The organism is Flavobacterium sp. Root420 (assembly GCF_001427905.1).
Taxonomy (GTDB): Bacteria; Bacteroidota; Bacteroidia; order Flavobacteriales; family Flavobacteriaceae; genus Flavobacterium.
Genome location: NZ_LMEF01000030.1, coordinates 288,729 through 301,060 on the forward strand (window position 1 = coordinate 288,729; position 12,332 = coordinate 301,060).

General features: G+C 32.1%; 10 protein-coding genes and 1 other RNA gene. 7 read left to right on the forward strand and 4 right to left on the reverse strand.

The features are described from left to right. The first annotated feature begins 5 nt into the window (after positions 1-5). Positions 6-1,295, forward strand: coding sequence for a dicarboxylate/amino acid:cation symporter (locus ASC72_RS18695; RefSeq protein ID WP_056194337.1), 1,290 nt, complete (start codon positions 6-8; stop codon positions 1,293-1,295). A 359-nt stretch (positions 1,296-1,654) separates the two neighbouring features. Continuing rightward, positions 1,655-3,841: a response regulator gene (locus ASC72_RS18700; RefSeq protein ID WP_056194338.1), complete on the forward strand. Its 2,187-nt coding sequence runs from the start codon at positions 1,655-1,657 to the stop codon at positions 3,839-3,841. Here ASC72_RS18700 and ASC72_RS18705 read toward each other — a convergent pair. Together ASC72_RS18705 and ASC72_RS18710 are read right to left on the reverse strand one after the other, a co-directional pair. Further along, positions 3,838-5,088 (reverse strand): DEAD/DEAH box helicase, encoded by a 1,251-nt coding sequence (locus ASC72_RS18705; protein ID WP_056194342.1) that lies wholly within the window; start codon positions 5,086-5,088, stop codon positions 3,838-3,840. The genes ASC72_RS18700 and ASC72_RS18705 overlap by 4 nt on opposite strands. Before the next feature lie 135 nt (positions 5,089-5,223). Continuing rightward, positions 5,224-6,261 carry a formimidoylglutamase gene (locus ASC72_RS18710; RefSeq protein WP_056194345.1) on the reverse strand — a complete coding sequence of 346 codons (1,038 nt, stop codon included), beginning with the start codon at positions 6,259-6,261 and terminating at the stop codon, positions 5,224-5,226. Between the two features lie 96 nt (positions 6,262-6,357). Between ASC72_RS18710 and ASC72_RS18715 the strand changes: the two genes are divergently transcribed. Further along, positions 6,358-7,236: a hypothetical protein gene (locus ASC72_RS18715; protein ID WP_056194348.1), complete on the forward strand. Its 879-nt coding sequence runs from the start codon at positions 6,358-6,360 to the stop codon at positions 7,234-7,236. 90 nt (positions 7,237-7,326) lie between these two features. Here ASC72_RS18715 and hutI read toward each other — a convergent pair whose 3' ends face one another. Both hutI and ASC72_RS18725 read right to left on the reverse strand, forming a co-directional pair. Then, positions 7,327-8,565: an imidazolonepropionase gene (hutI, locus tag ASC72_RS18720; protein ID WP_056194350.1), complete on the reverse strand. Its 1,239-nt coding sequence runs from the start codon at positions 8,563-8,565 to the stop codon at positions 7,327-7,329. A 127-nt stretch (positions 8,566-8,692) separates the two neighbouring features. After that, positions 8,693-9,745 carry a glutaminyl-peptide cyclotransferase gene (locus ASC72_RS18725; RefSeq protein ID WP_056194353.1) on the reverse strand — a complete coding sequence of 351 codons (1,053 nt, stop codon included), beginning with the start codon at positions 9,743-9,745 and terminating at the stop codon, positions 8,693-8,695. 88 nt (positions 9,746-9,833) lie between these two features. Here ASC72_RS18725 and ffs point away from each other — a divergent pair. The 4 genes from ffs (at position 9,834) to ASC72_RS18745 (ending at position 12,258) form a co-directional block, all read left to right on the forward strand. After that, positions 9,834-9,931: signal recognition particle sRNA small type (gene ffs / locus ASC72_RS23770), an RNA gene on the forward strand. 165 nt (positions 9,932-10,096) lie between these two features. Beyond that, positions 10,097-10,900 carry an SDR family oxidoreductase gene (locus ASC72_RS18735; RefSeq protein ID WP_056194357.1) on the forward strand — a complete coding sequence of 268 codons (804 nt, stop codon included), beginning with the start codon at positions 10,097-10,099 and terminating at the stop codon, positions 10,898-10,900. Between the two features lie 119 nt (positions 10,901-11,019). Further along, positions 11,020-11,676, forward strand: a complete 657-nt coding sequence (fsa, locus tag ASC72_RS18740) for a fructose-6-phosphate aldolase (protein WP_056194360.1) — start codon at positions 11,020-11,022, stop codon at positions 11,674-11,676. Between the two features lie 87 nt (positions 11,677-11,763). Continuing rightward, positions 11,764-12,258 carry a hypothetical protein gene (locus tag ASC72_RS18745; RefSeq protein ID WP_056194364.1) on the forward strand — a complete coding sequence of 165 codons (495 nt, stop codon included), beginning with the start codon at positions 11,764-11,766 and terminating at the stop codon, positions 12,256-12,258. The last annotated feature ends 74 nt before the right edge of the window (positions 12,259-12,332 follow it).

Here is a 12,332-nt window from a genome sequence, read left to right on the forward strand (position 1 = left end):
AATTAATGCAGCAAATTACAGAAACCAAAAAAAAATCATTTCTTTCAGGACTAACCGGGCAAATTATAATAGCAATGGTTCTTGGAGCTACTTTAGGAATTATATTACACAATTATATTTCGCCTGAAGCAGCGCAATCGTTTAGCAATAAAATAAAAATGCTGGCTACCGTATTTATACGATTGGTACAAATGATTATTTCGCCTTTAGTATTTACCACTTTAGTAGTTGGAATTGCTAAACTTGGAGATATAAAAACGGTTGGAAGAATTGGAGGAAAGGCGCTTGGATGGTTTTTTACAGCTTCTTTTATATCCTTATTAATTGGTTTGTTTTATGTGAATATCTTAGAGCCAGGAGTGGGTTTGAAATTAGATCATGTCGACATGGCAGCAGCCTCAGAAGTAACGGGTAAAACTAAAATACTTTCTTTTGAGAATTTTGTTGAGCATATAGTTCCTAAAAGTATTTTTGAAGCAATGGCAACTAATGAGATTTTACAGATTGTAATATTCTCAATCTTTTTTGGATTAGCGGCAGCTTCATTAGGAAGTACTGTAAAGCCAGTAATTAATGCATTAGATAAAGCGTCGCATATTGTTTTGAAAATGGTAAATTATGTAATGAACTTTGCTCCAATTGGAGTTTTTGGAGCCATTGCGGGTGTATTTGCTGTTAGAGATGCTGAGGAATTAGTAATTACCTATTTTAAATTCTTTGGATCGTTCTTAATAGGAATCAGTACATTATGGGTTATTTTAATAGCAATTGGTTATATTTTCCTGAAAGGAAGAATGACAGAGTTATTAAGACGTATTATTGGACCATTGGCAATTGCTTTTGGAACAACAAGTAGTGAGGCTGTTTTTCCAAAATTAACGGAGGAATTGGAAGAGTTTGGTGTAAAAGATAAAATCGTATCTTTTATGTTACCGCTTGGATATTCTTTTAATCTGGATGGAAGTATGATGTACATGACTTTTGCCAGTATATTCATCGCGCAATTTTATGGAGTTCATTTAGATATAGGCACCCAGATGGTTATGCTTTTGGTTTTAATGTTAACCAGTAAAGGAATTGCAGGTGTTCCAAGAGCTAGTTTAGTGGTGGTTGCGGCAACATGTGGTATGTTTGATATTCCGGTTGAAGGAATCGCATTAATTTTGCCTATTGATCACTTTTGTGATATGTTTAGAAGTGCTACAAATGTTTTAGGAAATGCTCTTGCAACTTCTGTAGTTGGGCAATGGGAAAATAATAAAGAAGAGAATTTAAAGATTGTAGAAGAAAACTAATTTACTTCTTTCGAAATAAAAAGCCGTAACAGATTTAATTTGTTACGGCTTTTTTATATTAATGTTTTAACAGAATAATACCAAAAAATTAAACTGCTACTTTTTATTTTATAACAGCTTTATCCTCAGTAGTTTTCTTGCCTTTTATTGTTTTTTGTTGTGCTTTAGTCAATTTTTCTGTTTCTTCGAATTTTAAAAAAAAAATTCTAACATATTTTTTAATTTTCTTATTAGGTATGCTAATGTTTTTAAGGCTTAATCTAAAAAATAAACAGATTATTGAATCTGAATTTTATTAAAATAATACGCTGTTTTTTATTATGATAATAATGTATATTTGAATAAACGTACTAGTACCTATGCCTCATTATAGATTTTGTTTTTTTATTTTTATTTTTCTAAATATATTTTGTCATGAGTTATCAGCTCAGGCTAATACTGTGTCACTTGCAAAAGTTAAAGATTTAACACAAAAGGCTTGTGATTATTTAGATGAAACTAATTATGAAAAATCATTACAGAAGTCTGGAATGGCCCTCCAATATGCATTTGATTTAAAAAATGACACTTTGATTTCGAGGAATTACAATATAATTGCAATTAATTTTCATGATTTAGGCGAAGTTGATAAGGCAGTTTTTTTTTACAACAAAGCATTAGCTTACGCAGAAAGATCTAATATTGTTAGTTTAAGAATGATGATAACTAGCAATTTAGGGAACTTATTCTTTTTCGAAAAAAAATTATATGGCACCGGAATTACCTATTACAAGGAATCATTAAAATTTGGCAAGCAACAAAAATATTTAAAAGAAATCGCTATAACAAACCTTAACATAGTTTGGTCGTATTTCAAGATTGAAAATTATAAAGAAGGTTTGCCTTACTTACGTTACATTAATAAACATCAGAATGATTTAGAGGGGAAATCAAATGATATTGCCTTGAATTTTTTAAACGGAATGTACTGGGCAAATGAAAATAATGCTGTTAAGGCAAATGAGTATTTTTTAAAAGCTATTTCTGTTGGCGAATCTAAAGATGAAAAAACAGATTTGATATATGCATATTTAGAGTATTCGAAATTTTTAAACAAGATTGGTAAATCGGAAGAAGCATATAAAAATCTGCTCTCATATAGCAAAATCAGGGATGAATTGACTGATAAAGAGAAGCTCAAAAGAGCTTCTATAGCAGGATTTAATCGTGAATTAGATGAGTACAAAAGAGAGATTGATAAAATAGAAAATGAAAAAATTGAGCAATATCGCAGTCTTAAAAAATCAAGGATAATTGTCGTTCTATTTGTTATTATTTCTTTAATTTTCTTATTGCTAATTATCACCTTAATTAAAAACATTCGGTTAAAGAAGAAGGCAAATATAGAGCTTTTACAAGCGAAGGAAATTGCAGAGGAGGCTTCTCTGCTCAAAACGCAATTTATTTCGACTATAAGTCATGAATTGCGCACACCTTTGTATGGTGTTGTTGGTATAACAAATATGTTATTGGAAGAACATAAGGAATTGTCGCAAAGCCAGCATCTGAGTTCCTTAAAGTTTTCGGCCCGATATTTACTTTCTTTGGTAAATGATATTTTGCAGATTAATAAAATTGAAGAAAATAGAGTTATTCTTGAAAATCTGACATTCAATATCTCAGATGAAATAATAATGATAAAAAATTCACTTTCTTTTCTTTCTCAAAAAAATAATAATAAAATTAAGATCGATATTGATCCCTGCATTCCTGAATATTTGATTGGTGATAAATTAAGATTGGCTCAGATACTCATGAATTTGGTTAGTAATGCACTAAAATTCACGAAAGATGGTGAAGTAGAAATCATTGTAAAACTTAATAAAGTTGAAGAAAAAAAATATTTTTTAGAGTTTCATATTATAGATAATGGTGTTGGAATTGCAGTTGTAGATCAGAGTAAAATTTTTGAAAAATTTGTTCAGGTAGGAAGAAAAGAAGAGGACTATCAAGGGACAGGATTAGGATTAAGTATAGTAAAAAGGCTTTTGGGGCTTTTTGGAAGTACAATTAATCTGGAAAGTGATATTGGTGCGGGGACATCATTTTCATTTGTAATTCCATTTGAACATGATCCTCAAAAAACAAGAAAGATTATTGACGAAATAGAGGTGGATTTAACATCCAGTGAGGTTTATAAAATTTTAATTGTTGAGGATAATCTGATTAATCAACTAGTTACAAAAAAGATTATCGAAAAAAATAATTATGTCTGCGAAGTAGTTGATGACGGTTTTAAGGCTCTGGAAATTTTAGAAAAAGAAAATTTTGATCTAATTTTAATGGACATAAATATGCCTTTGATGAATGGATTTGAAACTACTAAAAGAATTCGTTTACAAGATATAAAGACTCCAATTGTAGCCTTAACTGCTTTTGATAAAGATGAAATAACAGATGAAGCAATTTCAGCTGGAATAAATGATATTATAGTGAAACCGTTTGAACCCGTTAAACTATTTAAAATTATCAGTTACTTAATAAAAGAAACAAAAAACGTTGGTTAATACCAACGTTTTTTGTTTTGCTTAGAAGCATTTGATTTTCTTGATTTATGAGCCCCTCCGCTTCGGTTAGAATTTTTTGGTTTTTCTGCTGCTGCTTCCGGACTTCCGGAATGCCACGGATAAGGATGATCAGTAATTATTTTTACATCTACTTTTATTAGTTTTTGAATGTCTTTCCAATAAGGTTCTTCATCTTTACCACAAAAGGAAATCGCAATTCCCCCATTTCCTGCACGTCCGGTTCTACCAATTCGGTGAACGTAGGTCTCAGGGATATTTGGTAAATCAAAGTTGATTACAAATGGCAATTGATCGATATCGATTCCTCTTGCAGCAATATCTGTTGCAACAAGAACACCAACTTCTTTATTTTTAAAGGCATCCAGAACACGTTGTCTTGCATTTTGCGATTTGTCACCGTGAATTGCTTCTGCCGGAATATCTTTTTTACGAAGCGCTTTTACAACATTATCAGCACCATGTTTGGTTCTTGAAAAAACAAGCACATTTGATAAGTTTTCGTTTTTTATTAAATGATATAATAAATTTCTTTTCTCTGTTTTTTCAACAAAATAAACACGTTGTTCTACAGTTTCAGCCGTTGATGAAACTGGTGAGACTTCTACTTTTGCCGGATCTTGCAAGAACATTTCAGCCAGTTCACGAATCGCAATTGGCATCGTCGCAGAGAATAATAAAGTCTGGCGGTTTTTAGGAGTTAATTTCACGATCTTTTTCACATCGTTTATAAATCCCATATCCAGCATCTGATCAGCTTCATCTAAAACCAAAGTATGTAAATGGTCCAAATCTAGAAATCCCTGTTTTTGTAAATCCAGTAATCTTCCCGGAGTTGCGACCAAAATGTCAACACCACTTTTTAAGGTGTCAACTTGTGGATTTTGAGAAACTCCACCAAAAATGGTTAACTGTGTTAAATTGGTATATTTGGCATAAGTGTCAAAACTCTGTCCAATTTGAACCGCTAACTCACGTGTTGGTGTAACTATAAGGGCACGAATTACTTTGGCTTTTTTTGTGGAACCTACAATTCGATGTAACTGATGTATAATTGGAATAGCAAATGCCGCTGTTTTCCCTGTACCTGTTTGCGCACATCCAATTAAATCTCTTCCTGATAAAACGATCGGGATAGATTGTTCCTGAATGGGAGTAGGGTTTAGGTAGCCTTCTTCAAATACGGCTTTTTGTATACTTTTTGAAAGTGATAAATCTTCGAATAACATATCTTAGGTATTAAGATTTTAGTTTAAAGTACTAAAATTCTGTGCAAAGATAGACTTATTCAGCCAATCGTTTATTTGAATTGGGGTTTATTTGGGAAATACACTAATTTTTAGTTATTTAAATTTCAGTTAAGATTAAATTTTTTCGTTGTTTGCCTTAATGAAATCGGTTATTAAATAGCCAATTAGTTTTCCTATTAAATTGTTGTTTGGAGAATCAGCTAAATCTGGTGCGCCTTCGCAAATATGTAAATAAGTAGCATTTTTATGTTGTCCGAAGAAAGACACAAACTGGCGCAATTCTTCTACTGAAAACCCACTAATGGTCATGGCGCTGCTGGCAATGTTTGGAATGGCATCCAAATCAATTTCAATACCAAAAGAATCATTTTTGATAAATTCTAAGGCCATAATCATTTCCTTGTTGAATTCTTTTTCTTTTCGAATGTTTACGCTGTCGTACGTATTATAACGAACACGATCTTCTAATTTTTTAATGATATCCAGAACACTTTTTGATGTATAATTCTCATGTAAACCAAAAATAAAATATTTTTTCAGGAAACCTTCTTCGTAAGCATATGAGAAGCCATTTCCGCTATGACGTCCTTCTAAAATTCTGAAATCAGAATGGGCATCAAAATTAATGGCGTTTATAGGTTTTCCTTTGGCTAAAGCCGAACCTTTTATATTTCCATAGGCATTGTTATGTCCTCCACCAATAATAATAGGAGTTTTTCCTGCTTTGACAATAGTAAAAATAATATGAGAAACTTCCTTGTCAATTTTTTCAACTAGCTGACTTAATTTTGAGCGGTCGTCGATGTCATTAAAATCCAGATTTTCAACATCGCGCATTTCTTCGGCAACATTTATTTGGCCTAAAATAATAATCTGACTGCCTTTGCAAAAACGATTATGCTGAATATTAGCGATACTTTTTATAGCACATTGCCATGCCGATGCTGCTCCGGGTCTGCCGTAATTTGCACGCACGCCAATATCTTCAGGAATTCCCAAAAGCACATATTTAGCCTCACTTTCTTTTAGAAAAGTAATTTTGTCAGCACCTTTCGGAATGACAATCATCTTCTCTCCAAACTTTATTTCACCACTTCGGTGGTTTGTGACTTTTGCTAAATCATTAACAGTAAAAGGAATTAATTTCTCCATAAAAAAAAATATTGCTCAAAAATAATATAATTGTATTAACTTACGTTATTAGGATATATTAATTCTTAAATTTGTTTTTAAAGAAAATTATTAAATATGGAAAACCCAAAGAACAACAACTCAAGTCTAAAAGCGGTAATCGCAGTTTTAGCAGTCCTATTGATCGGTAGCTTAGTGTATATTTTTAAATTATCTTCTGATACAGAAGTAGTTAAAACAGAGCTTACAACAACCATGACAGAAAAAGAATCTGTTATGAAAGATTTACAAGAATTGAAATCAACTTATGATGCTGCTATCGCTGAAAACACATCAATGTCTGATGAGTTAATTCAGGAAAGAGACAAAGTGGTCGCTTTGATGGACGATTTGAATAAATCTAAAGGAGATGTATCTAAATACAGATCTCAGGTTCAGGCAATGCAAGGTAAAATGAAAACTTTAGTTGCTGAAAACGATGAATTGAAAAAACAAAATGGTGTTCTTACAGTTCAAAGAGACAGTACAATTGTGGTTTTAGGAGAGTCGAAAAAATACAATGAAGTATTAGTTGGTCAAAACGAAGAATTGGCTAAAACGGTTGAAAAAGGTTCTAAATTATCAGTTTTAAATACTAAAACAATTGCTTACAAAGTAAAAGGTTCTGGTAAACAAGTTGAAACAGATAAAGCAAGCCGTGCTGATGTTTTAAAAGTTAGTTTTACAATTGCTGAGAATCAAATCGCAAAATCTGGAGATAAAACCTATTATGTACAGGTTATTGACAGTAAAAACAATGTTTTAGGCGATAAAAAAACAGAAACTTTTGGAGACAATACTTTGACTTATAGTTTTAAAACTACTGTTCAGTATGAAAATAAATCTGTAAATGTTTCTGAAGATTTAATTGGTAAAGATTTCGAAAAAGGAACTTATTTTATCAATGTTTTTGATAATGATGAATTAGTTTCTAAAACTAGTTTTACTTTGAGATAATTTACCCAGCGGGATAACAATACCACTAAAACATTAAAGGTCTGTGAAGTTTTTCACAGACCTTTTTTTATTAAAAATAATTTTTAAAAATTAGTTCAAAATTTCTCCTTCCAGAAAAATACTTTCAATTAAATTACTACCAAAAGCATATGGAATCTGATAATAAGACGAAATTGGTTTGGTTAGTATTAAATTTGCTTTTTTTCCTTTTGTAATACTTCCGTGGGTTTCTGAAAGTCCCATTGCATAAGCGCCATTTATTGTCGCAGCATTTATCGCTTCTTCTGGAGTCATTTTCATTTTAATACAAGCCGTTGCAACCACAAAATTCATATTTCCGGATGGAGTAGAGCCGGGATTGAAATCTGTTGCCAAAGCAAGAGGTAAACCTGCTTTTATCATTTCGCGTGCAGGTGTATATGGAATACTTAAAAAGTAAGAACACGAAGGCAATGCCACAGGCATCGTTTCGGTGTCTTTTAAAGCTTCAATATCTTGTGGGTTCATAATTTCGAGATGATCGACAGAAAGGGCTTTAAATTTAATTCCGGACTGAATTCCTCCTATAGAGTTGAATTGATTCACGTGAATTTTTGGCTTTAAGCCGAATTGAATTCCGGCTTCCATTATTTTTTCGGTTTCTTCTACAGAAAAATAACCGGTTTCACAGAATACATCAATATAATCGGCTAATTTGTTTTGAGCAATTTCCGGAAGCATTTTAGTGATAATTTCATCAATATAGCCTTGCTTGTTTTCTTTGTAATGTAATGGAAAAGCATGTGCGCCTAAAAAAGTGGCTTTAATGGCAATTGGATAATTTTCTGCCAGTTTTTTAATAACACGCAACATCTTTAATTCTCCTTCAACGGTAAGTCCGTAGCCTGATTTTATTTCGACAGCTCCGGTTCCTAAATGCATGACTTCTTCCAAGCGAAGTTTGGATTGCTCATAAATTTCTTCTTCAGAAGTTTCGTTGAGTTTTTTAGCCGAATTTAAAATCCCACCTCCTCGATTAGCGATTTCCTCATAGGTAAATCCGTTGATTCTGTCTACGAATTCCTGTTCACGATTTCCTGCATAAACGATGTGTGTGTGACTATCGCACCAAGTTGGCAAAACGATTCTGCCCGTTGCATCAATAATTTTATCGGCTTTGATTTCAGGAAGGTTTTCCATTGATCCGTAATCTTCAATTAAATTATCTTTTAAAATAAGAAAAGCATTTTTGATAGTTGGAAGAATTGCCATTTCAGCTCCTGAAACTTTTGTGATGGAAGTTTCCCGAACCTGAAGGAGTTCTTTTATATTTTTAATTAGAGTGATCATTCGTAGTGTTTTAAGTAATACTATAAACACAAATTTCACAAATTATCATGAATCAATTCGTGAAATCTGTGAAATTTGTGTTTAGGTTGGAATTTGGAATTTTAGCTATTGGAATTTATTGTGAAATTTATTCTGAAACTGTTATTTCAAACATTTTGCTCCAATTTTTGCCCGTTACAAAAATGGTCTTAGTTTTAGGATTGTATGCAATTCCATTAACAACATCTCCAGAATCAATATCTTTCATTAATTTACGTAAACTTGACATATTTAAAATTCCTTCAACTGCTCCAGAAGCTGGATTTACTACTGCAATAGCATCTTTTTGAAATACATTCACATAAAATTTTCCGTTAATTAATTCTAATTCATTTACCGCTTTTATTTTTGAAGTTCCCGAATAAACATTAATATAATCGACCATTTTTTGGGTTGCAGGATCCATTTTCCAAATTTTTTCTGTGCCGTCTGATTGATAAATGTATTTACCGTCATTTGTCATTCCCCATCCTTCGATCTCTTTTTCGTAAGTAAAGGTTTTTTTAAGTTTTAAAGTATTGGCGTCATAAATAAAACCTGTTTTTTCCTGCCAGGTTAATTGAAACAATTCACCATTAATGAAAGTAATTCCTTCTCCGAAATATTTTGGATCAAGGTTTATTTGTTTAAAAGTTTTCCCAGTTTTATAATCGTATTTTCTTAAAAATGAATTTCCTTTTTCTCCAGTACTTTCATATAAAGTGTCTTTGTAGAATTCTAAGCCTTCAGTAAAAGATTTTTTGTCGTGAGGATAAGTATTGACGATTTTAAAATTCAATAATTTCGGTTCAACATTAGAAACTACCTCAATTCGTTTAGTTGCATCTGAAGAATCAGATCCAAAATAAACAGTTGCTTTTAAATATTGATAGCCTAGTTTTTGACCTTTTAATTCAAATTTGAATTTCTCAGCACCTTTTGTGCTCCCAACTTTTTTGTCATTAACGAAGTATGCAACACTATCAATTTCTTTTGCATTTGGATTTAAAATTGCAATCGAAACGGCTTCTTGTGGCAGAAAATGAGCAGGAAAAGCAGAATCATCAATAGTAAAAAAAGAATTTTCACCTTTATTTTTATCTCCACATCCAATTAATGTGATTCCTAATAAAATGACAGTTAGGAAGTTATATTTTTTCATAGTTAAAAATTTGAATAAGCCAATATACGACGATATTTTTATAGCAACAAAGCTCTTGCAAAAATATAAAAAGATTGTATATTTGCACCGGCAAGTCCTACACGACCAGCTCCTGCAGACTCCCCCAGGATGGGAACATAGCAAGGGTACGTGGTTGAGCGGTGCGATGTAGGTCGCTTGCCATTTTTTTTATTTTTTAGATTTAATACAAAAGTAGTCTTCCTTCGGGAGGATTTTTTTATTTTTGGACCTGTCGGAAGTTAGAAGTTATATGTGAGAGGTTAAAAGTTTATCTCCTATCGAACTCTAATCACAGACAATCATGTTTAACATATAACATCTAACTAAAAAATGAGTAAAGTCGTTTTAATTACCGGAGGATCCTCAGGGATTGGAAAATCTATTGGAGAATTTTTGCATATAAAAGGTTTCGTTGTTTACGGAACGAGCCGTAATCCTGAAAAGGTTCTTAATTCTATTTTTCCGTTAATAGCTTTAGATGTTCGTAATGCAGAATCGATTAAATCAGCTGTTGCAAAAGTTATCGAGATTTCGGGGCGTTTAGATGTTGTGATAAATAATGCCGGAGTTGGTATTACAGGTCCATTAGAAGAAATTCCAATGGAAGAAATCAAAAATAATTTTGAAACCAATTTTTTCGGGCCAATTGAAGTGATGAAAGCTGTTTTGCCACAAATGCGTGAGCAAAAATCGGGTTTGATTATTAATATTACTTCTATTGCCGCTTATATGGGATTGCCTTACAGAAGCGTTTATTCGGCATCAAAAGGAGCTTTGGAATTGATTACTGAGGCTTTACGAATGGAAGTGAAGTCTTTTGGAATTGAAATTACAAATGTGGCACCAGGCGATTTTGCTACCAATATCGCTTCTGGACGTTATCATGCACCGGTTATACAGGGTTCTGCTTATGAAAAAGTGTATGGTGATACTCTTGCAACAATGAACGAACATGTTGATGCAGGAAGTAATCCGAATGAAATGGCTGATGCGATTTTTAAAATTATGCAGCAGAAAAGCCCGAAAGTGCATTATAAAGTTGGTGTTTTTATGCAGAAATTTTCGATTGTATTAAAGCGTGCTCTTCCAGATAAAGTTTATGAAAAAATGTTAATGAATCATTACAAATTGTAGGCTTAAATACTGTTTTCATTTTTCAAGTTTAATTTAAAATTGATTTTAAAATTATTATTGCTATTGATTTTGTAATTTTGCACCGAATTTTTAAACACACAATTAAATATAAAATAGATATGAAATTTTTTATTGATACAGCTAATTTAGCGCAAATTAAAGAAGCACAAGCATTAGGTGTTTTAGATGGTGTAACAACGAATCCGTCATTGATGGCAAAAGAGGGTATTACCGGAAAAAACAACATTTTAAAGCATTATGTTGAGATCTGTAACCTTGTAGAAGGTGATGTAAGTGCTGAAGTAAATGCGTTGGATTATGATGGAATGATCAAAGAAGGTGAAGAACTAGCTGAATTACATGATCAAATCGTAGTGAAATTACCTATGACTAAAGAAGGTGTAATGGCTGCAAAATATTTTTCAGATAAAGGAATTAAAACAAACGTAACACTTGTGTTTTCAGCTGGACAAGCTTTATTAGCTGCGAAAGCGGGAGCAACTTATGTTTCTCCTTTTATTGGTCGTTTAGATGACATTTCTACAGACGGTCTAAATTTAATCGAAGAGATTAGATTGATATATGATAATTACGGATATGAAACTCAAATTTTAGCAGCTTCTGTGCGTCATACCATGCACATTGTAAACTGTGCTAAAATTGGCGCAGATGTTATGACAGGTCCTCTTTCTGCAATTTATGGATTATTGAAACACCCATTAACTGATATAGGATTAGCTCAATTTGTTGCTGATTTCGAAAAAGGAAATAAATAATACGATTTAAACGTTCTATAAAACGCTATCTTTTCTTGTAAAAGGTGGCGTTTTTTTTATTGTTTTTATTCATCAAATAACCCACATATGAAAAAAATAATAGTATTATTCGTGTTGTTATTGTCTGGTTTGCAGATAAATGCACAGGCTAAAGTTTTGAAATCAGTAAATGAAGCAGGCGATGTCGCTACTTTTGAATTAGATTGTACAGTAAAATTTCAGACACTCGCCAAAGGGTTGCGATATAACATTACCCGTCATGAGTTTAAAGGTCCGGAAATGAAAAACTCTTATCGATTACTTTTGGTAATGGATGGATTTTATTCTAAAACATTAAATAAGGAAATGACTGTCTCGGCTGTTTTGAGTGATGGAACTGTGATTGAAGCCAGAAAGATAATTGAAGATGATGGTTTTTTTGATGGTGCCTGCACATTAAAGATTAAAGACCCTAAAGCGCTTTTAAAAGCCAATATAGAGAAAGTTATTGTTCATGCCGATAAAGAAGTTGTTTATACATTATCAGAACAAAATAAAGCTATTTTTAAAAAGAATCTCAATAATATTATTACTGCAAAATAAGGCAGAATTAATTTTAAAGTATTAAACTAAAAAATCCCAAATCCAATTGATGAAAATTGGAATTTGGGATTTTT

Bases quoted from the DNA above. Each gene is read 5' to 3' on its own strand.
- ASC72_RS18695 (WP_056194337.1), top strand. From the start codon at position 6: ATGCAGCAAATTACAGAAACCAAAAAAAAATCATTTCTTTCAGGACTA.
- ASC72_RS18735 (WP_056194357.1), top strand. From the start codon at position 10,097: ATGAGTAAAGTCGTTTTAATTACCGGAGGATCCTCAGGGATTGGAAAA.
- ASC72_RS18710 (WP_056194345.1), bottom strand. From the start codon at position 6,261: ATGGAGAAATTAATTCCTTTTACTGTTAATGATTTAGCAAAAGTCACA.
- ASC72_RS18725 (WP_056194353.1), bottom strand. From the start codon at position 9,745: ATGAAAAAATATAACTTCCTAACTGTCATTTTATTAGGAATCACATTA.
- hutI (WP_056194350.1), bottom strand. From the start codon at position 8,565: ATGATCACTCTAATTAAAAATATAAAAGAACTCCTTCAGGTTCGGGAA.
- ASC72_RS18745 (WP_056194364.1), top strand. From the start codon at position 11,764: ATGAAAAAAATAATAGTATTATTCGTGTTGTTATTGTCTGGTTTGCAG.
- ASC72_RS18705 (WP_056194342.1), bottom strand. From the start codon at position 5,088: ATGTTATTCGAAGATTTATCACTTTCAAAAAGTATACAAAAAGCCGTA.
- ASC72_RS18715 (WP_056194348.1), top strand. From the start codon at position 6,358: ATGGAAAACCCAAAGAACAACAACTCAAGTCTAAAAGCGGTAATCGCA.
- fsa (WP_056194360.1), top strand. From the start codon at position 11,020: ATGAAATTTTTTATTGATACAGCTAATTTAGCGCAAATTAAAGAAGCA.
- ASC72_RS18700 (WP_056194338.1), top strand. From the start codon at position 1,655: ATGCCTCATTATAGATTTTGTTTTTTTATTTTTATTTTTCTAAATATA.